Source organism: Nonomuraea sp. NPDC003727, from assembly GCF_053586935.1.
In genome coordinates, this window is record NZ_JBSFNE010000007.1 from 34889 (window position 1) to 56084 (window position 21196).

A 21196-nucleotide genomic window follows, 5' to 3' on the forward strand; every position below is an offset into this window, starting at 1 on the left:
CTCAGAGGGTGTCGTGGAGGCGGGACTCGACGTCGCGGTAGCGGGTGACAGGGATGAGATGCACGCCGTCGAAGGCGCCGGAGTCACGGATCCTGAGGACATGCTCACAGGCCGCCTCCACGCCCGCCATCCGGTCGTCGCCCAGGCGCTCCACCAGCTCCTCGGGGATGTCGATGTCGGGAATGGCCGCGGCGAGCCGCTGGGCGTGGGACTGGCTGGCCAGCACCATCACCCCGGCGTAGACGGGCACGTCGACGGGGTTGGCCTCGCGCCACCTGAGCAGCGCGTCGAGCGAGAAGCTGACCTGGACGAAGAGGAAGTCGGCCGTGCGCTTCCACGCGGGCAGCGGCCGCAGCCCCGCCGCCGCGCCGACGCGGAACGCCGGCGAGAACTCCCTGGCCTCCTCGATCATCGAGCGGACCGTCAGGTCGCTGGTCCTGTTGCCGCTCGTGGGCTTGTCGCCGTAGACGAACAGGAAGTGATCGACCCCGTAGGCGGCCGCGGTCAGCAGGTCGCGGCGCAGGCCGAGCAGGTTGCGGTCGCGCGAGTTGAGGCAGGCGATGCTGCGCCCGCCCATGGCCTGGACCTCGTGCGCGACGGCGACGCTGGAGACCGTCGCCCTGCCGATGTGGTTGTCGGGGATGAGGAAGGAATGGGCGAGCTTGCCCAGGGTGCCGATCTGGTGCCGGACGTGCGTGAGGTCGGGCTTGGTAGGCGGTTCGATCTCGCAGACCAGCTGGAAAGTCATGCCCGGCAGCCTATCGGCGGGCGGCCAGCGCGACGACGCCGCCGAGTACGAGATCGACGCCGAAGCTGTCGTAGAACTCCTCGCTGACACCCTCGACCATGGGCCGCGCCATCGCCACCAGGTTCGGGTAGGTGTCGGCGGGCAGCGACTGCAGGCCCAGCCGCTTGACCCTGAGCAGCTCGGTGATCTCCTCCGGCGTACGGCCGGGCCGGAAGTGGACGGGCGCGTCGGCGATGGAGATGGCGCTCTGCAGCAGGTACTTGGTGATCAGGCAGCTTTCTTCCTGGCTGAACCCGGCCGAGTGGGCCAGGCCGAGCGCCCGGTCCCAGACGGTGAGGAAGCTGGGCACGGTGGTCTGGTCGATCTGTTCAAGCACGTTCTTGGCGCAGGGATAGCGGCGCAGCGTCCTGATCAGTCCGAGGACGAGGTCGCGTAGCTCCTGGTGCCACGGGCGGTCGCCGGCGTCCTTGGGGGTGAACCCGGCGATCAGGTGATCGGCCATGCCGATCAACAGCTGCTCCTTGTTCTTGAAGTGCCAGTACAGCGCCATCGGCGTGACCCCGAGGTCGGTGGCGAGCCGCCGGATGGTCACCGCGTCGAGCCCCTCGGCGTCGCCGATCTCCAACGCCTTCTCGACGATCGCCTCAGCGGTCAGTTTTCCCATCACGGTTGACAACTATACGCCGTACAAGTTCAACTGTACGGCGTACAAGTACGGCGTATAGGAGGCTATGCGATGAGATGGTGGGCGCTGGCCGCGGTGACCCTCGGCACGTTCATGACGTATCTGGACAACAACATCGTCAACGTGGCCCTCCCGACGATCCAGCGGGACCTGGGGTTGACGCTGTCCGGCCTGGAGTGGGTGGCGACCGGGTACATGCTGGTGTTCGCCGGGCTCATGCTGGTCGGCGGGCGGCTGGCCGACGTGCTCGGCAGGCGGACGACGTTCCTGAGCGGGCTCGCCGTCTTCACGCTCTCGTCGCTGGGGGCGGGACTGGCCGCCGACGGCGGCACGCTGATCGCCGCGCGGGCCGTCCAGGGCGTCGGCGCGGCCCTGCTCACCCCGACCGCGCTGGCGCTCATCTCCGCCACCTTCCGCGACCCGCGCGAGCGCGGGACCGCGGTCGGCATCTGGACCGCGTCAGGCGCGCTGTCGATGGCGCTCGGACCCGCGACGGGCGGCTTCATCAGCGAGCACCTGCACTGGGGCTGGATCTACCTGATCAACGTGCCGGTCGGCGTGGGCACGCTCGCGCTGGCCGTGTGGGCCATCAGGCCCGACGCCGAGCGCGTGCGCCGCGCGCTCGACCTGCCCGGCCTGGCCACCTCCGCGATCACGCTCTTCGCCCTGACGTACGCGCTCATCGAGGGATGGACGCTTCCGCTCGCCGCCGTCACGGTACTCTCCGCCGTCGCGTTCGTGGTCGTCGAGAGCAGGTCGGCCGAGCCGATGATCGACCTGAGCCTCTTCAGGAACCGGGTCTTCACCGGCGGGACGCTCGCGATGGGCCTGTGGTCCTTCGGGGTGTTCGGCATCTACTTCTTCAGCGCCCTGTGGCTGCAGAACTCCCTGGGCTTCTCCCCCGTCGAGGCCGGCGCCGCGTTCGTCCCGATGGCCCTGCTCATGGCGGCCGTCGCGATCCAGGCGCAGCGGCTGGCCCGCCTCCTCGGCAACGGCCGCACGGTCGCCCTCGGCCTGGCGCTCATGGCGACGGCCGTGCTCGGCATCTCGTTCGTCGGCGCGGGCGGCGGCTACCTCGACGTCCTGCCCTGGTTCCTCCTGTACGGCCTGGGCGGCGGCATGCTGGTCCCGCTGACCACGATGATCCTCGGCGCGCTCCCCCAGGACAGAGCGGGCGTGGCCGCCGGCGTCCTGAACGTCTCCCGCGAGGTGTTCGGCCTGCTGGGCATCACCGTCCTGGGCGCCATCCTCAACGCCAGGCAGGTCGCCACCGGCTTCCTGCCCGCCTACCAGTCCACCCTGGTGATCGCCGCGGTCATCGTGGCCGTGGGCATCCCCGTCAGCCTCTACTCGCTGCGCCGTACGGCTCAGGCGGCGATGGCGGGCGCCTCGAACTGAGTCCTGTGGAGCTCGGCGTACCTGCCTCCGGCGGCCAGCAGGGTGGCGTGCGTCCCGCGCTCCACCACGCGGCCGTCCTCGACGACCAGGATGAGGTCGGCCGCGCGGACGGTGGACAGCCGGTGCGCGATGACGATCGCGGTCCTGCCGGCCAGCGCCTCGCCGAGGGCTTCCTGCACCGCCGCCTCGGACGTCGAGTCTAGGTGGGCGGTCGCCTCGTCGAGGATGACCACCCTGGGGCGGGCCAGCAGCAGGCGGGCGATCGTGAGGCGCTGCCGTTCACCGCCCGACAGCCGGTAGCCGCGCTCGCCCACCACCGTGTCCAGCCCGTCGGGCAGCGACTCGATGAGGCCGGCGAGCCTCGCCCTGCGCAGCGCGTCCCAGATCTCGTCCTCGGCGGCCTCGGGGCGGGCCAGCAGCAGGTTCGCCCTGATCGTGTCGTGGAAGAGGTGGCCGTCCTGGGTGACCATGCCGAGGGTGTCCCTGATGGAGTCGGCCGTCAGGTCGCGCACGTCCACCCCGCCCAGCTTCACCGCCCCCTCGTCCACGTCGTAGAGCCGCGGCAGCAGCTGGGCGATCGTGGACTTGCCCGCCCCCGACGAGCCGACGAGGGCGACCATCTGGCCAGGCTCGGCGCGGAAGGAGACGTCGTGCAGCACCTCGACGCCGCCGCGCGAGTCGAGGGTGGCGACCTCCTCGAGGGAGGCCAGCGACACCTTGTCGGCCGAGGGGTAGGCGAAGCGCACGCCGTCGAACTCCACCGACACCGGGCCGTCGGGCACCGCACGGGCGCCGGGCTTCTCCTTGATGAGCGGCTCCAGGTCGAGCACCTCGAAGACGCGCTCGAAGCTGACCAGCGCGCTCATGACGTCGACCCTGGCGCTGGCCAGCGCGGTCAGCGGGGAGTAGAGCCTGGTCAGCAGCAGGGCCAGGGCGACCACCGAGCCGGGGTCGAGCCGGCCGGCGAGGGCGTAGAAGCCGCCGAGGCCGTACACCAGGGCCAGGGCCAGCGCCGAGACCAGGGTCAGCGCCGTGACGAACAGTGACTGGGTCATGGCGGTGCGGACGCCGATGTCGCGCACCCTGCCGGCCCGGGCGGCAAAGTCCGCCGACTCCGTGGCCGGGCGGCCGAACAGCTTGACCAGCGTCGCGCCCGGAGCGGAGAACCGCTCGGTCATCTGGGTGCCCATGGCGGCGTTGTGGTCGGCGGCCTCGCGGCGCAGCCGGGCGATGCGTCCGCCCATGCGCCGGGCCGGCAGCACGAAGACGGGCAGCAGGAGCAGCGCGAGCAGGGTGATCTGCCAGGAGATGCCGATCATGACGATCAGGGTCAGCACCAGGGTGACGACGTTGCCCGCGACGCTGGAGACGATGTCGGTGAAGGCGCGCTGGGCGCCGATCACGTCGTTGTTGAGGCGGGAGACCAGCGCGCCGGTGCGGGTGCGGGTGAAGAAGGCGATCGGCATGCGCTGGACGTGGTCGAACACGGCGGTGCGCAGGTCGAGGATGAGGCCTTCGCCGATGCCGGCGGACAGGTAGCGGGTGAGCAGTCCGAGGCCCGCCTCGGCCAGCGCCAGCACGGCGATGAGCGCGGCCAGCTCCAGGACCACGTCGAAGGGTTCGGCCTTGACGATGGCGTCGACGACCCGGCCGGCCAGGACGGGGGCCGCGACGGCCAGCGCGGCCATGACGATGCTGAGGAGGAGGAACTGGGCAAGTCGGGCCCGGTGCGGCCGGGCGAAACCACCGATCCTGCGGAGGGTGGCCAGCGAGAAGGGGCGGCGCTCATGCCGGGCGTTCATGGCGCCGTAGAGCTGGTTCCAGGCGGTGACTTCCATGTCCATGGGGACGACGGTAAAAGGTCAAGTTCACTTGAGGTCAAGCCCGCCACGCCCGGAAGAGCCGCCGGAGGACGCCTTTCCAGGAAGGTCCGGGGACGACGCCAGCCCGTGACCCCGGAAGGTCACGGGCTGGCAGATGCCGACCGGCTAGGAGCCGATCTTCTCGCCGTCCACGTGCCACGTCACCGCCACCGCCGGCCGCGGCTGCGCCGCGCCGCCGTCGGGCCAGTGGCTGGCCGGGGCCTCGGGCGAGGCGCCGTCCACCTCGCCCGGGTGCTGCACCGCGACGAACACGCTGCGCTGGTCCTGGGTGACCATCGGCCCGCACGTCTCGGCGCCGACCGGCACGGTCAGGAACTGGCGGACGTAACCGCGCTCCTTGCCCTGCACCGGCATGACGAACAGCCCGTCGTTCTTCTTCAGCGCGTTACCGTCGGTGGAGATCCACAGGTTGCCGTCCCTGTCGAACGCCAGGTTGTCGGGGCAGGAGATCGGCGAGACCTTGGTCTTGTCGAACCCGGCGAAGTAGGTCGCCGCGTCGTTCGGGTCACCGCAGACCAGCGGGAGCGACCAGGCGAAGGTCGTCGACGCGGCGTCGTCGCGGCGCTCCACGATCTCCAGCACGTGCCCGTGCTTGTTGGAGGGACGCGGGTTGGCCTCGTCCACCTGCGCGGCGGTCCGGTTGGAGTTGTTGGTGAGCGCCACGTAGACGGCCTTGTTGACCGGGTTGCGCTCGATGTCCTCGGGCCGGTCCATCTTGGTGGCGCCGACCTTGTCGGCCGCGACGCGGGTGAAGATCAGCACCTCGGCCGCGCTCATGCCGTCCACGAAGCTCTTGTCGCCGCTGACCAGCGGGATCCACTGGCCAGAGCCGTCGAAGGCGCCGTCGGAGGGCAGCTTGCCCGAGCCGTCGATCTCCGCGGCGGGGCTGTCGCCGGTGAACTTGGCGACGTAGAGGGTGCCCTCGTCGAGGAGCCTGCGGTTGTGCCGGTCGAAACCGGGGATGTAGCGCTCCTTGGACACGAACTTGTAGATGTACTCGAAGCGCGAGTCGTCACCCATGTAGACCGCCAGGCGGCCGTCCTTGGTCAGGGTGGTGTTGGCGGCCTCGTGCTTGAAGCGGCCGAGCGCGGTCCGCTTGATCGGGGTGGAGTCGGGGTCGAACGGGTCGATCTCGACGATCCATCCGAAGCGGTTGGCCTCGTGCGGGTGCTTGGCCAGGTCGAAGCGCTCCTCGACCCGGTCCCACCGGCGACCGCCCGACGCGCTGGTCGGCAGCGTGTACCGGGTCACCTTCGGGTCGTTCTTGTCGCCGTTGACGAAGTACTGGTCGAAGTTCTCCTCGGCGGTCAGCACGGTCCCCCACGGGGTGGTGCCGCCGGCGCAGTTGTTGAGCATGCCGACCGGCGTGGTGCCGTCCTTGTCGGCGCCCGTCTTCAGCAGCTCGTGACCGGCGGCCGGGCCGCTGAAACGCATGGGCGTCTGAGCGGTGATGCGCCGGTTGTAGCGGCGGCGACCGTTGGTGACCAGCTTCCACTGGCCGGTGTTGCCCACCCGTTCGATCTCCACGACGGAGCCGCCGTGCGCGGCCAGCCCGATCCTGATCTGCTCCTCGGTGGCGGCGGCGCCGCCGGTGTAGCCGCGGAACATGAGGTTCTCGTCGGAGTACTCGTGGTTGACCCACAGCAGCGCGCGGTGGCGGCCCATCGGGAACATGGTCACGAAGTCGCAGTTGTAGCCGAACTGCTTGCTCTGCGCCTCAGCCGTCTGGTTGTCGAAGTCGAACGCCGGGGCGTCCGGCAGCACGGGGTCGCCCCAGCGCACCACGACCGACGAGGAGTAGCCGTCGGGGACGGTCAACGCGTCCTCGGTGTTGGGCGCCACCGGGGTGAAGGTCAGCCGACCACGCCCGAACTCGGGGTCACCATGCTGTCCGGCGATCTCGGGGTCGGCGAAGGCCGGTACGGCTCCCGCGCCCACGACCAGCGCGCCGAGAGCGCCCACGCCACCCGCGCGCAGAACGCCACGACGCGACAGAGCCTGCGCGGCGATGTCACCGAAATAGGTGTTGTCACTGATGTTGGCGACTTCGTGTGCGCACGCGTTGCCGCAACGGAATTGGCACGTCAGGGCACTTCGACCGCTCTTGTGCGGGGTCGAGAGCAACGGCAGCAGCCTGCCCGGGTTAGGCACGGGTCCTCCAGATTCATGCGGTCGTTCCGCCGGGACGCTACGGCGAGCGCTGAAACCTGAGGTGAACGACGACCGCCTCCCCGATGAACCCTTCCCGCGAGACAATAAGGGAATGCCGCCCCGCAAGATGGATCAGGACAAGCTCAGATCCGCCCTCGACGCCCAACTGGTCGCGCTCGACGAGCCGCCGTTCGACGGGCCCGCCTCCGCTCTCGCCGACGCGTGTGTCGCGGCCGTCATGACCGCCTACGACAAGGGGCGCAAGCCGGAGCGGGAGGCGGGGCGCTTCGCCGTACGGCACCTGCTCGACCGGCTGGTCGAGAAGGCGCCCGGCCGGACGGTCGAGGTGCGGGTGCCGCCGTACGCGGCCGTGCAGTGCGTGGAGGGCCCCCGGCACACCAGGGGCACCCCGCCGAACGTGGTCGAGACCGACCCGCGCACCTGGCTCGAACTGGCGATCGGCCGCGTCACCTGGTCGGAGGCCATGGCGAGGGGCGCCGTCCTGGCGAGCGGCGCCCGCGCCGACCTGTCCGACCACCTACCGGTCTAGCGGATCCACGGGATCTTGTTCTCCACGCACTGCTCGGCCAGCCGCTGCGGCAGGTTCGCGCACTCGGCGAAGTAGTTGGACACCCACACGGCCGCGCCCACGGCCAGCACCAGCGTGAGCACGCTGAGGCCGATGCCGGTCCACGCCTTGCCCTTGCCGCCGCCCTTGGCGAGGGCGACCACGCCGAGGACGATGCCGACCAGGGCGGTCAGCACGCCGGTGAAGCAGACGAACAGCAGGAACAGGCTCGCGATCCCGAGCACCAGCGAGGCGGTGGCCAGACCGCTGCCCGGCCTGGCGGGACGCCAGTCGCCACCTTGGTACGGCACGGGGCCGCCGGGAGGCGGCGGGTAGGCGACTCCCCCTGCGGGGGCGGCGTAGGGCGAGGTCGGCTCGGCGCCTGACGGTCCCTCTGGTCGGGCTCCCGGCCCGTAGGGGCCGCCCGGCGCGCCGCCGTAGGGGCCGCCGCCGGGAGGGGTTCCCGGTCCGTAGGGTCCGCCGCCACCGGGCGCACCGCCGTAGGGCCCACCACCGGGAGTGCCGCCTGGAGGGCCGCCGGGGGTGCCGCCGCCGGGGCCGCCGCTCTCGTGCTCGCCGCTTCCCGAGGAGGCACCCGCCGCGCCTGGAGTTCCGGGGCCGCCCGGCGTGCCGGGACCGCCCGGAGCGCCAGGGCCGCCCGGGGTCCCAGGGGTGCCCGGAGTCCCGGGAGCGCCTGGCGCGCCGGAGCCTCCCGGAGTGCCGGAGCCTCCCGGCGTGCCCGATGCGCCCCCGCCGGGAGCTTCGCTGGAGAACGCGCCGGCGACGTAGCCGCCGGCGCCCGCCTTTCCGGCGACCGACGGGCCCCACGGGAAGTCGCGCCCGAACCCGCCGCCGGCCGGGCCGGCGCTCTGCGGTCCGCTCCCCGAACCGAAGGGCCGGGAGCCACCACCAGCCGGACCGGCGGACTGCGGCCCGCTGCCACCGGAGCCGAAGGGACGAGGTCCACCACCGGCCGGACCGGCGGACTGCGGCCCACTACCTCCCGAACCGAAGGGACGAGGTCCACCACCGGCGGACTGCGGCCCGCTGCCCCCCGAACCGAAAGGACGCGGTCCACCACCGGCCGGAGACTGCGGCCCGCTTCCGGGACCGAAAGGCCGGGTGCCCCCACCGGCCGGACCGGCGGACTGCGGCCCGCTACCTGCCGAACCGAAGGGCCGGGAACCGCCGTAGGGGGCCGTCCCCTGCTGGGGGCCGCCGTAGTGGCCGCCGCCCGCCGGACCCGCACCGTACGGCGCGCCTTCCTCGCGGGATTCACGGTCTTCGAGGGATTCGCGGTACGGCGTGGCGCCCGTGCCACCGGGAGTGCCCGACGGGTACTCCTTGGGCCCGCCCGCGTACGGCGAAGCGCTCGGGAAGGCGGTCGGGGTGGTGTCGTCGTCCGAGACCGGATGCGCGGGCTGGCCGTACGGCGGCGTGGACGGGGTGGGAGGGTCGTAGCGGGACGGGCTGGACGGCAGCGGCACCTCACGCGTCTGGTCCTCGGCCGACCATCCCGGGTAGGAGGGCGTCGCGCCCGGCACCTGGTAGGGCTGCTGCGGGCTGGGCTCAGGCCGGCCCCAATCGGTGAACGTCTGCGTGCGGTCGGCGTCCTCGCTGCCCCAGTCGGACGACCACCGGGTGCCGGAGGGCTCGCCCTGGCTCGGCGAGGGAACCTCGGGTGCCTCCGGCAAATCGGGGTGGCCGGGCCCGGGAGCCGGCGGGGGCTCGGGAGCGTCCGGCTGCGACGGGAACGAGGGCGGCCCCGGCACGACGGGCGGTTCGGGCGCGATCGGCGGCTCGGGGGAGACCGGCCGTCCCGGCTCGACGGGCGGCACGGGCGTGAACGGCGGCTCGGGAGTGACCGGCTCGCCGGGCTCGATGGGCGGCTCCGGAGTGACCGGCTCTCCCGGCTCGGCGGGCTGCTCGGGGCTGACGGGCTCTCCCGGCTCGTCCGGCTGTCGCGGCGTGCCGGGCTCCTCCGCCGCGAACGACCGCCCCGACACGAACGGCCGCTCCGATGCGAACGGCTGCTCCGATACGAACGGCTGCTCCGGCGTGGCGGGCGGCTCGGAAGCGGGTCGCTCGGGCTCGTAACGCCCCGACCACTCCTGGCGTCCCTGTTCGGGCTCGGACAGGTCGGGCCATCCGGAGTCGTCGGTGTAGCGGCCCCCCGACCACGCCGACTGCTCGGACGGCGTGGGCGTGCCGAAGGGCTCGCGCGTACCGCGACCGCCCCACGCCGACTCCGCGGACGAGGCCCCGGTCGACCAGTCGGCCTCGTCGGACGACCACCGCGAGGCCGCCTCCGCCGAGGTCCACGGGGAGTACCCCTCGCTCGGCTCCCCCTGCCGCGCCGGATGGTCGGGCGCGGGCCAGACGGGCACGTCGGGACCGCGCTCGTGGGAGGCGCCCCACCCGGCTTCCGCCCCCGGGGAGGCCGGCGGCTCGGGCGCGATCGGCTCTCCGTGCGGCGTCGTGGACGCCTCGTCAGGCCAGGGCGCCGCCTCTGGCGCTGAGGTTGGCTCGGAGGCGCTCGGCTCGGAGCTCGGCTCGGTCGGATCACCCGTGGGCTCGCCCTGCGGGTCCTGCCCCGGCCGAGGGTGATTGGGGTCTCGAGGTGTGGTCACGGTCTACGTCTCCCCCGACGTGTCGGCATGCCGGAACCTCCCCACACTCCCCCGGATTACCCTCACGAAACGGTGCGACACGGCAAAAGAGTGGCGATCCTTGGGTCACAGTGCGCCAAGCGCCCAGGGCAAGACGAGTGCATGCCGCTTTCCTCGGCCAGACGGCCCATCGCAACCTCACCGGCGAGATCATCCGAGAAGGATCCAGCACGGGACGAACCGGCCATCTGATGTGATCAGGGCCCCGGGTGTGCGAGCAGAGTTGTCGCCGACCTAAACTGAACCACGTGCTGAAGGGCGACGGCCGACTGGGCCACGACCTGGACCCCGATGACCGCGCACCGAAGGACGCCTGTGGCGTCTTCGGCGTCTGGGCGCCAGGCGAAGAAGTCTCCAAACTCACCTACTACGGGCTGTACGCGTTGCAGCACCGCGGACAGGAGTCCGCGGGCATCGCGGTCAGCGAAGGCAGCCGCATCCTCGTCTACAAGGACATGGGCCTGGTCGCCCAGGTCTTCGACGAGTCGGTGCTCGGCACGCTCCGCGGGCATATCGCGGTCGGCCACTGCCGCTACTCCACGACCGGTTCGAGCGTGTGGGAGAACGCGCAGCCCACGCTGAGCTCGACCGACGTGGGTGGCCTGGCGCTCGCCCACAACGGCAACCTGATCAACACCCCCGAGCTGGCCGAGCGCCTCGCCCCGGGGGTGACCAGGGCGACCACCGACACCGAGGTCCTGACCAACCTGCTCGCCCAGGACCGCACCCGCTCCATCGAGGACGCCGCCGCCGAGCTGCTTCCGCAGGTCAAGGGCGCCTACTCGCTGGTCTTCATGGACGAGAAGACCCTCTACGCCGCCCGAGACCCGCAGGGCATCCGCCCGCTGGTGCTCGGCCGCCTGGAGCGCGGCTGGGTGGTGGCCTCCGAGACCGCCGCCCTCGACATCGTGGGCGCCACGTTCGTGCGCGAGGTCGAGCCGGGCGAGTTGCTGACGATCGACGAGGGCGGGGTGCGTTCGCGCAGGTTCGCCCTCGCCGAGCCGAAGGGCTGCCTGTTCGAGTACGTCTACCTCGCCCGCCCCGACACCACGATCGCGGGCCGTGGCGTACAGACGACCAGGGTCGAGGTGGGCCGCATCCTGGCCCGCGAGCACCCCGTCGAGGCCGACCTGGTCATCCCGACCCCCGAGTCCGGCACGCCCGCCGCCGTCGGCTACGCCGAGGAGAGCGGCATCCCGTACGGCCAGGGCCTGGTGAAGAACTCCTACGTCGGCCGGACCTTCATCCAGCCGTCGCAGACCATCCGCCAGCTCGGCATCCGCCTGAAGCTCAACCCGCTCAGGGAAGTCGTGGCGGGCAAGCGCCTGGTCGTCGTGGATGACTCGATCGTGCGCGGCAACACGCAGCGGCAGATCGTCCGCATGCTGCGCGAGGCGGGCGCGCGTGAGGTGCACGTGCGCATCTCCTCGCCGCCCGTCGCCTGGCCCTGCTTCTACGGCATCGACTTCGCCACGCGCGCCGAGCTCATCGCGGGCTCGCTCAGCGTCGAGGAGATCCGCCAGTCGCTCGGCGCCGACTCCCTCGGCTACATCTCGCTCGAGGGCCTCACCAAGGCGACCACGATTCCCGCCGAGCGCCTGTGCAGGGCCTGCTTCGACGGCTCGTACCCGATCCCGATCGACCAGGACAACGTCGGCAAGTACGTACTGGAGAGTTCGCCCAAGTGAGCACCTACGAGGCCGCAGGCGTCGACATCGAGGCGGGCGAGCGCGCCGTCGAGCTGATGAAGGACAAGGTCGCGCGCTCGCGGCGGCCGGAGGTGGTGGACGACGCCAGCGGGTTCGCGGGGCTGTTCGACGCCTCCGCGCTGCTGCGCTACCGGCGGCCGCTGCTGGCGACCTCCACCGACGGCGTCGGCACCAAGGTCATGCTGGCCCAGCAGTACGGCAAGCACGACACGATCGGCATCGACCTGGTCGGCATGGTCCTCGACGACCTGGTGGTGTGCGGCGCCGAGCCGCTGTTCATGACCGACTACATCGCCTGCGGCAAGGTGGTGCCTGAGCGCATCGCCGAGATCGTCGGCGGCGTCGCCGAGGGCTGCCGCCTGGCGGGGGCGGCCCTGGTCGGCGGCGAGACGGCCGAGCACCCCGGCGCGATGGGTGCCGACGAGTACGACCTGGCGGGCGCTGGCACCGGCGTCGTCGAGGCCGACGCGATGCTCGGCGCCGACCGCGTCCGCGCGGGCGACGTGGTGCTGGGCCTGGCCTCGTCCGGCGTCCACTCCAACGGCTATTCGCTGGTACGGCACGTCATCAAGCAGGCGGGGCTGTCCCTCGACACCGAGGTGCCGGAGTTCGGCCGCCCGCTCGGCGAGGAACTGCTGGAGCCGACGCGGATCTACGCGCTCGACTGCCTGGAGCTCGCCCGCACGGTCGAGGTGCACGCCTACGCGCACATCACCGGCGGCGGCGTCGAGGGCAACCTGTCGAGGTCGCTGCCCGGGCACCTCGACGCGCTGCTCGACCGCTCGTCGTGGACGGTGCCGGCGGTGTTCGAGCTGCTGGCGCGACACGGCGGCATCGGGCAGCAGGCGATGGACCGCACGTTCAACCTGGGCGTCGGCATGGCGGCAATCGTCCCGGCCGAGGCGGCCGACCCGGCGATCAAGCTGCTGGCGGCGCGCGGGCTTGACGCTTGGGTGCTCGGCGAGGTCGTGGCGGACGGCACCGGCCAGGCGCGCTACCGCTGACCCACGCCGGTCCGCGATGCCCGGCACCTCGGGCGGCGGGCGACGTCGATCACCCCCGGCCGGGCTCCTGACCGAAGGAGCCCGGCCGCGGCACGTCTAGGTTGGTTTACCGGTCGGCATCGCAGAGGTGGGGCCGCTGGGGGCTCCCGGCGGGTCCTGCGGGCCACCTGGCCGGAAGGAGCGAAGCCGGTCACCCGAGAAAAGCGGCCCTGACCACACCGACCGGGCACACGGGACGGCAAGCCGAGCCCCCAGGCGGGGCGGCAAACAGGCGGCGCGGCAAGCCAGGCGGCGCGGCAAGCCAGGCGGCGCGGCAAGCCAGGCGGCGCGGCGGGCCGGGAGGAGCGCGGTCGGCGGGCCGGCGCTACGGCGTCCAGCGCTCAAGGAGTCCCGGGTACGAGCGGAAACGCGGAAGTGCCCCACGGGCAGTTCGCCCGTGGGGCCCATCCTGACAACAGGTCAGCTATCGACGCCCGGACGGCCGGTCGTCGTCTTCGTCGCCGTAGTCGTCGGCGTAATCGGCATAGCGATCCGCCAGCTCATCGTTGAGGTCGTCGGCGTCATTGTGGTTGGAGTCAGAGACTCCGAGCTCGTTGCGAAGACGCTCAAGATCCGTGCCACCGCTGTTGTACTTCAGCTGGCGAGCAACCTTGACCTGCTTGGCCTTTGCTCGGCCGCGCCCCATTGGCTCGACCCCCTCGTGTGGGGTCGTCCCCGACCCCTCGTCGCTAACGCACCACATACTGACGCCGTGACTCGGGCGCCAGTCTCTCGTTCGCCTATTACCGTACCTGTTTTGCGCTCAGCTCGGTACGTCGTATGGTCGCGGGACGTCAGCCGCCCAACCAGATGGCTCGAATTCGCCCGACTTCCGACATTCTGCGCTCAGCCAGCCTATCCGCTGCCACAGCCGGTGGCACGCCTTCCTCGGCGGCGATCCCGAAAATCTTGAGCGTGGTGTCGAAGATCTGGCTCGCCTTGGCCCGTGCCCGCTCCATGTCGAAGCCCTGGATCTCGTCGGCGACCTGGATGACGCCGCCGGAGTTGACCACGTAGTCGGGGGCGTAGAGGATCCCGCGGTCGGCGAGCTGCTTCTCCACTCCCGCGTGGGCGAGCTGGTTGTTCGCGCCACCGCACACGATCTTCGCCCGGAGGCCGGCGACCGTGGGGTCGTCGAGGGCCCCGCCGAGCGCGCAGGGGGCGTAGACGTCGATGTCGGCGGCGGTCAGCTCGGCGGCGGAGGCCACGGCCTCGACCGAGGGGTGGCGCTGCCGTACTCGCTCGACGGCGGCGGCGTTGACGTCGCAGACGACGACCTCGGCGCCGTCCTCGACGAGGTGCTCGACGAGGCGGTGGCCCACCTTGCCGACGCCCTCGACGCCGACCCGCTTGCCGCGCAGCGACGCCGTACCCCAGAGGAAGGAGGCGGAGGCGCGCATGCCCTGGAAGACGCCGAACGCGGTGAGGATGGAGGAGTCGCCCGCGCCGCCGTTGGCGACCGTGCGACCGGTGACGAAGCGGCTCTCGCGGGCCACGAGGTCCATGTCCTCGCTGAAGGTGCCCACGTCGCAGGCGGTGTAGTAGCGGCCGTTCAGCGACTGGACGAAACGGCCGTAGGCGCGCAGCAGCGCCTCGCTCTTCATCGTGGCGGGGTCGCCGATGATGACGGCCTTGCCGCCGCCGAGGTCGAGCCCGGCCAGCGCGTTCTTGTAGGCCATGCCCTTGGAGAGGTTGAGCACGTCGGCCAGCGCGGCCTGCTCGCTCTCGTACGGGTAGAACCTGGTGCCCCCGAGTGCGGGGCCGAGCGCGGTGTTGTAGATGGCGATGATGGCACGCAGCCCGCTCTGCTCGTCGGCGCAGAAGACGACCTGCTCATGCGTGTCCTTGTGGGACACCCCGAAGACGTCGGTCACGGTAGTGACTCCCTGTCCGGTCCGCCGCCCCTTCGCGGCGGAGATCCTCTCAGGGTAGAGGTCGTGGAGGTATGTCGTCGCCTCAGGAGTGAGGCAAGTGGGCAGGTCGCGAAGGTCGGTGCGACCACAACGGTGCAAGCGGGTTGTCTTCGTGACACGATGCCACCGTGCTGCCCTATGCCGCTTACCTTCGTGTCTACGAGCCGCTGACCGCGTTTCCGGAGCCGGACCGCGCCGCCTGGGCCGAGTACGCGGACTCACGCGTCCGTCCGCGCAGGGCCACCGCGCTCGAGGCCGAGCACGGCGAGTCCATCCGACGGCTGCTCGCCAAGCCTCCCCATCCCGCTCCGGCCCAGGAGAGCCCCAACGCCTATCTCCGGCGTGTCGAGGACCGTCTCTATGTCTGCCCATGGCAGAGCCGGTTGCGCTCGTGGCTGGCGTTCTCAGAGTTTCGCGGGAGCGCTCCGGTGAAACTGCTCGACAACTTCGTGCCGCAGACGATCGCCGAGCAGACGGCCGACGACTTCGACAGGTACAAGCGTCAGGGCGGCTCGGCCGCGCTGCGCACCCACATCAGGACGACGAAGTGGAACGTGCCGCCCGCCTGGTTCGTGCCGTTCGACGGCAACGAGCGGTGGCTGGTGCTGGGCAAGCCGGCCAACGGCCAGGACACGACCACGACCACGGGGCGTAACCTCATCTACGTCACCTCCATGGCGCAGGCCAGGCGGCGCTCGGCCCGCGCGCTGCAGGTCATCCGCAGGCACGTGGGCGAGGTGGCCACCGGCATCGAGGTCGAGGAGATCGCCAGGTGGCTGGAGGAGTTCCATCCCCACTCGCTGGTCGAGCTCGACTACGGCGGCCTGGTCCACCTCATGGACGACGATGCGTTGCAGGCCGACCAGTCGGTGGCCGAGCTGTCGGCGGCGCTCACGGGTCTGGACACGGGTCAAGAAGAACTTGCCTTTGCCATGTATCAACGCGTGATCTTGCGGTGGAAGCAAATGCAACTTCTGGAATCTGCCAACTGAACCCCAAAACAACGGTCTGACCTGCATGAGTAGGTCACGTGTCGCGGCTGCTGGCTTCTGCGAACTGAGTAGTTTGCCGTTTTCACTGCGATACCACGAAACGTGTCGCTAGAATCACCGAGCGTGACATCGCCACAGGGGCGGGCAGTTGGGTCAAAGAAGGGCTCGCCAATCGCTCTACGTGGCGGTATGGTCACTTCGGGTGATGCCGCCTATGGTCCAGAAAAGCCGCACGCACTGGGCCATAGAGGGACATCCGTGACACGCGCAGAAGCAGTCGCAGGATCGCTGAGCCGGTCCACACGGAGGAGAGGCCGCACAAATGTCAGCTCGTACACCCGAGGCCGAGCCACTGCTCACGCCCGCCGAGGTCGCGACCATGTTCAGGGTCGACCCCAAGACCGTCACGCGGTGGGCCAAGGCGGGTAAGTTGACGTCGATTCGCACCCTGGGGGGACACCGGCGTTACCGGGAGACCGAGGTTCGCGCCCTGCTCGCGGGCATCCCGCAGCAGCGTTCGGAGTGAGTCCGGGGTCGTCACGATCCTCAGGGGGGTTCACGGTGGGCCTGGGTCCACGGCCCGGTCCACCCGCGTGACGACGTCAAGTCCCCAGCGCGTCGGGGGACGCAAACGGGAGTTGGCGCCGCCCGCCCGGCGCCATTCTTCCACCCCACTCAACGGCGGGAAGCGTGCGCGAGGTCCACCACCTGGTACGGTCCCCCACGGCCTGTCGGCCACGGTGGATGCGACCCGCCATGAACCAGGCCATGAATCAGGCCAGGTCGAGCAGCAACCGCTCGACGCCCTGGTCGTAGACGGCGGCCACGCCGAGCAGCGCCACCATGTGGTCGACGAGCATCTTCTCGAGCGTGGCACGGTCGATGTCGCGATGCTCGAGCCAGTCGAGGCCCGCGGTCTCCACGGAGGCGATCCACGAGCGCACGGTCGTGCGCAGTACCGGGCTCGGCTCGTCGACCCGCATCTGCTTCTGGATCATCAGGAACAGCCGCTGCCGTACGCCGTCGACGATCTCGCCGACCTCGCCCGCGCGGTTGGCGGGCCCGCCCCGCAACAGCGCCGCGAACCCCGCGGCGTGCTCCTCGACGAAGTCGAAGTAGCGCCGCAGCCCGAGGGCCAGCTGCTCCAGCGGCCTGCCGCCGTCCTGCGGCCGCAGGCGCGACTCCAGCTGCTCGGCCGCGCTCCTGAGCGCGGCCACGTAGAGCTCCTGCTTGCCGCCGAAGTAGTGGTAGACGAGGGCACGCGAGGCACCCGCGGCCGAGGCGACGTCGTCGATCGAGACGTCCTCGGCATCATGCTTGCTGAACAGCTCCAGGGCGGCCGCCATGAGCTCTTCGCGGCGCCGGTCCACGCTCAGTCTGCGCCGCGCAGGACGGGTGCCGCTGCCTGCGGATTTCCCGGGTGTCACACCTGCACACTAGCGGAGCCGATGCCGAATAACGCTCGGGCCCGTACCCTGCCGCGTCCTCGATCGTTTGGTGAGACAGGTGCCCATCCAACGCATCGCGGGGGAGACACATGTCAGGACCGCCAGTCAACACAACCGTCGTCGGGGCAGTGGACACGCTGCCCCGCCCTAGACCCACCATCCGGAATGTCGCCGAACGTGCCGGCGTCTCCAAATCGCTGGTGTCGCTCGTGCTTCGCGGATCTCCGCACGTCAGCGAGCATCGCCGGCAAGCCGTACTGCAGGCCGCTCGTGAGCTCGGCTACCGCCCCAACGCCGTGGCGCGCAGTCTCGTCGAGGGCCGCACGCACCTCGTCGGCGCGCTCGTCGCCGACCTGCACAACCCTTTCTACGCCGAGTTCCTGGACGGCCTGCAGGAGAGCCTGCACGGCGACGGTCTCAGGATGCTGATCGGCAACAGCCAGTGGGACCCGGCCTTCGAGGACGAAGCCGTTGAAGCGTTCCTCGAACTGAGGGTGGACGGACTGGTGCTGCTCGGCATCGCTCCGACCAGCGAAACCCTCATCGAGGCGACCTCCTACACTCCCACGGTCGTCGTAGGGGAACGTGACATCGAGCTCGACAACGTCGACATCGTGGTCGACGACGACCAGCTCGGCGCCCGCCTGGCCATCGACCACCTGGTCGAGCTCGGCCACAAGCGGATCGCGCACATCGAGGGCACGCGCTCGTCACGCTGCGAGGGCTACCTGGTCGCGATGCGGCGCCACGCGCTGGCGCCGTACATCATGGTCGAGCACGGTGAAAGCACCGAGGAGGGTGGCAGGCGCACCGCACGCGCGCTGCTGACCCGCGATCCCCGGCCCACCGCCATCTTCGCCGCCAACGACGTCGTCGCGCTCGGCGTGCTGTCGGCGGCCAGCGAGCTCGGGCTGCGCGTGCCCGAGGACCTGTCCGTGGTCGGTTACGACAACACCCATCTGTCTGCCGTCCACCACATCTCACTCACCTCCGTCGACCAGCCCAGGCGAACCATGGGCCGATCGGCGGCCGCACTGCTCAGCGACCGGATCCAGGATCCCGGTAAGGTCGCCAGGCTGCGTCAGGTCACACCGGAGCTGATCGTACGGCGGAGCACAGGCCCCGCCTAAAGATTGGTCAAACACCGGGGCGCCCTCCCGCCTCGGTTGTTAACTCGGACGGGTCACTGCTGTATCTGACCCGGGGGACAGTCATGCGTGATCCAGAACTTGTGTCATGCGCCCAGCGCGCGGCGGCCGAGCTCGAGCGCGCCTGGGCGCACTGGCGCGCGGAACGCGGGCGGGGAACGGACGGCGGGGCCGAGTCGGTGGCCAGTTACGTGGCCCACTCCCTCGACCATCCATGGGGCCGCCCACGCGTCGTCCTGGGCCTCGACGCCGAGGACGCGAGGGAACTCGCCGCCCTGCTGCAGCGGCAGGAAGTCGGCGAACACGTCTGGTGACCTCGCGGCGTCACGTATTTTGGAGCGCATGCGTGTTCTAGCCGCTTCCACTCTCGCCCTTCTCGGCCTGTCCGCCGCCGCCTGCGGCAGCGACGCCGGCGGTGAGAGAGTCGCCGCACCCGTGGAGACCCGACCGGCCGCCGCTGCCGCCGCCGCGGCGGTGGCCGTCCGCGACAAGCCGCTCGACGGCAAGGTCATCGTGGTCGACCCGGGCCACAACGGGGGCAACGCCAAGCACCCGAAAGCCATCAACCGCCAGGTCAACGTCCTGACCCAGTGGAAGCCCTGCGACACCACGGGCACCGCCACCAACAACGGCTACAGCGAGGCCGCCTTCGCCTGGGACGTCTCCCAGCGCCTGGTGAAGATCCTCGAAGAGCGGGGCGCCACCGTGAAGCTGACCCGCAAGAACAACACGAGCGTCGGGCCCTGCATCACCGAACGGGCCGCCATCGGCAACAAGGCCAAGGCGGACGCGGCGATCTCGGTGCACGCCGACGGCTCCGCCCCGGCCAACCACGGCTTCCACGTCATCATGCCCAAGAAGATCAACGGCCCCGTCGACCCCGTCGTCGACGACTCGCGCCGGCTCGGCCTCGCGGTGCGTGACGCGTTCAAGAAGGAGACGGGCCTGCCGTACTCCACCTACATCGGGGCGAAGGCGCTCAGCTTCCGCGACGACCTCGGCGGGCTCAACCTGTCGACGGTCCCGAAGATCTTCATCGAGTCCGGCAACATGCGCAACGCGGGCGAGGCCGCCAAGTTCCAGGACCCCGCGTTCCGGCAGCAGATCGCGCAGGGCCTGGCGAACGGTTTGCAAAACTATTTGAAGTGACATCATTTGCGGCATGAACACGCTGCTGCCTCGCCCGACTGTTCTGTCCGCGCTGTCCGGCTCCTACGAGCTCACCGTCGGGGCCACCGTTTCGGGGCCCGCCGACCTGGCCGACGCCGTACGGCGGGCGCTGCCGATCCTCGACCTGCGCCCCGGTGACACGGGCGCCGTCGACGTCAGGCTGGACCCCGCGCTCGGCGAGGAGGCCTACCGCCTGGTCGTCGGCTCCCGCGGCGTCGAGATCACCGCGGGCGGCAGGGCAGGCGCGTTCTACGCGGCGCAGTCGCTGCACCAGTTGCTTCCCGACGCGACCTACCGCAGTGCCGTACCGGCCGCGGCGTGGGTGGTGCCGGGCGTGCGCGTCGAGGACTCTCCCGCCCACAGCTGGCGCGGGCTGCACCTGGACGTGGCGCGGCACTTCCTGCCCAAGCGGGAGGTCCTGCGGGCGATCGATCTGATGGCCGTGCACAAGCTCAACCGGCTCCACCTGCACCTGGTCGACGACCAGGGCTGGCGGGTGGAGAGCAGGGCCTACCCGCGCCTGCAGGAGGTCGCCTCCCACCGGGCGCGCACCGCCACCAACTACTTCCGCGACGAGTCGACCTACGACGGGATCCCGCACGGCGGCTACTACACGCTCGACGACCTGGCCGAGATCGCGCAGTACGCCAGGGAGCGCCAGATCGTGGTGGTCCCCGAGATCGACGTGCCCGGCCACGCGAGCGCCATCCTGGCCGCCTACCCGGCGCTGGGGGCGACGGGCGAGCCGTTCGAGGTGCTCGACCGGTGGGGCATCTCCCCCGCCATCCTGTCGCCGCTGCCGGCGACCGTCGACTTCCTCACCACGATCTTCGACGAGCTGCTGGGGGCGCTGGGCGAGACGCCGTACGTGCACGTCGGCGGCGACGAGTGCGTGCTCGACGACTGGGAGGCCTCGGCGGAGATCAGCGCCTACCGCGAGTCGCTCGGGCTCGCCGACGTGGGCGCGCTGCACGCCTGGTTCCTGCGGCGACTGGCCGACGTGCTGGCCGAGCGCGGCGCGCGGGCGGTGGTGTGGGACGAGGCGTTCGTCAGCGGCACGCTCCGCCAGGACACGCTGGTCATGCCGTGGCGCGGCATGGGCGTGGGCCGCAGGGCCGCCGCCGCCGGGCACTCGGTGATCGCGACCCCCGTCTTCCCGCTGTACTTCGACTACGCCGAGGCCTCGTCCTCCGACGAGCCCATGGCCATCGGCGACACGATCACGGTGACGGACGTCGCCTCCTTCGAGCCCGCGCCGTCCTCGTGGGCGCCGGAGGAGCGGGAGCGGGTGGTCGGCCTGCAGGGGCAGCTGTGGAGCGAGCGCATCCCCGACGCCCGGATCCTCGACTACCGGGCGTGGCCGCGGACGTGCGCGCTGGCCGAGGTGGCGTGGAGCGGGGAGGCCGGCTCCGACTTCATGGCACGGCTGGAGCGGCACCTGGGGCGGCTCGACGCGCTCGGCGTGGAGTACCGGCCGCTGTCGGGGCCGCGCCCGTGGCAGAAGGGGCGCCCGCACCGGCCCGCGACGGTGCAGGTGGCGTCGGCGATGGAGCGCCTGGACGAGAAGACGCAGTCGGCCACCTCGACCCGGCCCAGCATCTGAGGGCAAGCTCGCTCGGGGGGCCTCCCGGCCCCCCTCACCTCCCCGGTGACCACCATGCCACCGCGGCT

General features: G+C 71.0%; 18 protein-coding genes. 10 read left to right on the top strand and 8 right to left on the bottom strand.

From position 1 onward, the window contains the following. Position 1 precedes the first annotated feature (1 nt). The gene (locus ACWDLG_RS18890) at positions 2-748 is read right to left on the bottom strand and encodes a methylenetetrahydrofolate reductase (protein WP_449921521.1); all 747 of its coding nucleotides are present in this window, start codon (positions 746-748) and stop codon (positions 2-4) included. A gap of 10 nt (positions 749-758) precedes the next feature. Further along, positions 759-1412: a TetR/AcrR family transcriptional regulator gene (locus tag ACWDLG_RS18895; protein ID WP_449922137.1), complete on the bottom strand. Its 654-nt coding sequence runs from the start codon at positions 1410-1412 to the stop codon at positions 759-761. 72 nt (positions 1413-1484) lie between these two features. Between ACWDLG_RS18895 and ACWDLG_RS18900 the strand changes: the two genes are divergently transcribed. Further along, positions 1485-2831 carry an MFS transporter gene (locus ACWDLG_RS18900; protein ID WP_449921524.1) on the top strand — a complete coding sequence of 449 codons (1347 nt, stop codon included), beginning with the start codon at positions 1485-1487 and terminating at the stop codon, positions 2829-2831. On the opposite strand, the gene ACWDLG_RS18905 is transcribed toward ACWDLG_RS18900, so the two are convergent. Continuing rightward, a complete protein-coding gene (locus ACWDLG_RS18905; RefSeq protein WP_449921526.1) occupies positions 2801-4675 on the bottom strand; it encodes an ABC transporter ATP-binding protein in 1875 nt (624 codons plus the stop codon). The two genes, ACWDLG_RS18900 and ACWDLG_RS18905, sit on opposite strands and share 31 nt — an antisense overlap. A gap of 144 nt (positions 4676-4819) precedes the next feature. Further along, on the bottom strand, positions 4820-6865 hold the full coding sequence (locus ACWDLG_RS18910) for a PhoX family protein (protein WP_449921528.1): 2046 nt from the start codon (positions 6863-6865) through the stop codon (positions 4820-4822). A 112-nt stretch (positions 6866-6977) separates the two neighbouring features. Here ACWDLG_RS18910 and ACWDLG_RS18915 point away from each other — a divergent pair, with 112 nt between their 5' ends. Next, the gene (locus tag ACWDLG_RS18915) at positions 6978-7415 is read left to right on the top strand and encodes a sterol carrier family protein (protein ID WP_354919965.1); all 438 of its coding nucleotides are present in this window, start codon (positions 6978-6980) and stop codon (positions 7413-7415) included. On the opposite strand, the gene ACWDLG_RS18920 is transcribed toward ACWDLG_RS18915, so the two are convergent. Beyond that, positions 7412-9820 (bottom strand): hypothetical protein, encoded by a 2409-nt coding sequence (locus ACWDLG_RS18920; protein WP_449921529.1) that lies wholly within the window; start codon positions 9818-9820, stop codon positions 7412-7414. The two genes, ACWDLG_RS18915 and ACWDLG_RS18920, sit on opposite strands and share 4 nt — an antisense overlap. Before the next feature lie 530 nt (positions 9821-10350). On the opposite strand from ACWDLG_RS18920, the gene purF reads away from it, so the two are divergent. After that, complete coding sequence (gene purF / locus ACWDLG_RS18925) at positions 10351-11790, top strand: amidophosphoribosyltransferase (RefSeq protein ID WP_354919959.1); 1440 nt, start codon at positions 10351-10353, stop codon at positions 11788-11790. Beyond that, positions 11787-12815 (top strand): phosphoribosylformylglycinamidine cyclo-ligase, encoded by a 1029-nt coding sequence (gene purM, locus ACWDLG_RS18930; protein ID WP_449921531.1) that lies wholly within the window; start codon positions 11787-11789, stop codon positions 12813-12815. Before purF ends, purM begins: the two co-directional genes overlap by 4 nt. Positions 12816-13278: 463 nt before the next feature. On the opposite strand, the gene ACWDLG_RS18935 is transcribed toward purM, so the two are convergent. Together ACWDLG_RS18935 and ACWDLG_RS18940 are read right to left on the bottom strand one after the other, a co-directional pair. Beyond that, positions 13279-13500, bottom strand: coding sequence for a DUF3073 domain-containing protein (locus ACWDLG_RS18935; RefSeq protein ID WP_354919953.1), 222 nt, complete (start codon positions 13498-13500; stop codon positions 13279-13281). A gap of 148 nt (positions 13501-13648) precedes the next feature. Next, the gene (locus ACWDLG_RS18940) at positions 13649-14728 is read right to left on the bottom strand and encodes a Leu/Phe/Val dehydrogenase (RefSeq protein ID WP_354919950.1); all 1080 of its coding nucleotides are present in this window, start codon (positions 14726-14728) and stop codon (positions 13649-13651) included. 167 nt (positions 14729-14895) lie between these two features. On the opposite strand from ACWDLG_RS18940, the gene ACWDLG_RS18945 reads away from it, so the two are divergent. Both ACWDLG_RS18945 and bldC read left to right on the top strand, forming a co-directional pair. Next, positions 14896-15759 carry a hypothetical protein gene (locus ACWDLG_RS18945; RefSeq protein ID WP_354919947.1) on the top strand — a complete coding sequence of 288 codons (864 nt, stop codon included), beginning with the start codon at positions 14896-14898 and terminating at the stop codon, positions 15757-15759. Positions 15760-16081: 322 nt separating this feature from the next. Then, positions 16082-16285, top strand: a complete 204-nt coding sequence (gene bldC, locus ACWDLG_RS18950) for a developmental transcriptional regulator BldC (protein WP_013133571.1) — start codon at positions 16082-16084, stop codon at positions 16283-16285. Positions 16286-16532: 247 nt separating this feature from the next. Here the strand turns inward: bldC and ACWDLG_RS18955 are convergent, their stop codons facing one another. Beyond that, positions 16533-17186 (bottom strand): TetR/AcrR family transcriptional regulator, encoded by a 654-nt coding sequence (locus ACWDLG_RS18955; protein ID WP_354919944.1) that lies wholly within the window; start codon positions 17184-17186, stop codon positions 16533-16535. Between the two features lie 110 nt (positions 17187-17296). On the opposite strand from ACWDLG_RS18955, the gene ACWDLG_RS18960 reads away from it, so the two are divergent. The 4 genes from ACWDLG_RS18960 (at position 17297) to ACWDLG_RS18975 (ending at position 21128) form a co-directional block, all read left to right on the top strand. Next, entirely contained in the window at positions 17297-18337 is a 1041-nt protein-coding gene (locus tag ACWDLG_RS18960) for a LacI family DNA-binding transcriptional regulator (RefSeq protein WP_354919941.1), read from the top strand. An 83-nt stretch (positions 18338-18420) separates the two neighbouring features. Beyond that, positions 18421-18669, top strand: coding sequence for a hypothetical protein (locus ACWDLG_RS18965; protein WP_354919938.1), 249 nt, complete (start codon positions 18421-18423; stop codon positions 18667-18669). A 28-nt stretch (positions 18670-18697) separates the two neighbouring features. Continuing rightward, a complete protein-coding gene (locus ACWDLG_RS18970) occupies positions 18698-19504 on the top strand; it encodes an N-acetylmuramoyl-L-alanine amidase (RefSeq protein ID WP_449921534.1) in 807 nt (268 codons plus the stop codon). 13 nt (positions 19505-19517) lie between these two features. Continuing rightward, positions 19518-21128 (top strand): beta-N-acetylhexosaminidase, encoded by a 1611-nt coding sequence (locus ACWDLG_RS18975; RefSeq protein ID WP_449921537.1) that lies wholly within the window; start codon positions 19518-19520, stop codon positions 21126-21128. Positions 21129-21196: the final 68 nt, after the last annotated feature.

Coding starts and splice junctions, on each gene's coding strand:
- ACWDLG_RS18975 (WP_449921537.1), top strand. CDS start 19,518: ATGAACACGCTGCTGCCTCGCCCGACTGTTCTGTCCGCGCTGTCCGGC.
- ACWDLG_RS18915 (WP_354919965.1), top strand. CDS start 6,978: ATGCCGCCCCGCAAGATGGATCAGGACAAGCTCAGATCCGCCCTCGAC.
- ACWDLG_RS18970 (WP_449921534.1), top strand. CDS start 18,698: ATGCGTGTTCTAGCCGCTTCCACTCTCGCCCTTCTCGGCCTGTCCGCC.
- ACWDLG_RS18890 (WP_449921521.1), bottom strand. CDS start 748: ATGACTTTCCAGCTGGTCTGCGAGATCGAACCGCCTACCAAGCCCGAC.
- ACWDLG_RS18905 (WP_449921526.1), bottom strand. CDS start 4,675: ATGGACATGGAAGTCACCGCCTGGAACCAGCTCTACGGCGCCATGAAC.
- ACWDLG_RS18895 (WP_449922137.1), bottom strand. CDS start 1,412: ATGGGAAAACTGACCGCTGAGGCGATCGTCGAGAAGGCGTTGGAGATC.
- ACWDLG_RS18965 (WP_354919938.1), top strand. CDS start 18,421: ATGCGTGATCCAGAACTTGTGTCATGCGCCCAGCGCGCGGCGGCCGAG.
- ACWDLG_RS18935 (WP_354919953.1), bottom strand. CDS start 13,500: ATGGGGCGCGGCCGAGCAAAGGCCAAGCAGGTCAAGGTTGCTCGCCAG.
- ACWDLG_RS18960 (WP_354919941.1), top strand. CDS start 17,297: ATGTCAGGACCGCCAGTCAACACAACCGTCGTCGGGGCAGTGGACACG.
- ACWDLG_RS18900 (WP_449921524.1), top strand. CDS start 1,485: ATGAGATGGTGGGCGCTGGCCGCGGTGACCCTCGGCACGTTCATGACG.
- bldC (WP_013133571.1), top strand. CDS start 16,082: ATGTCAGCTCGTACACCCGAGGCCGAGCCACTGCTCACGCCCGCCGAG.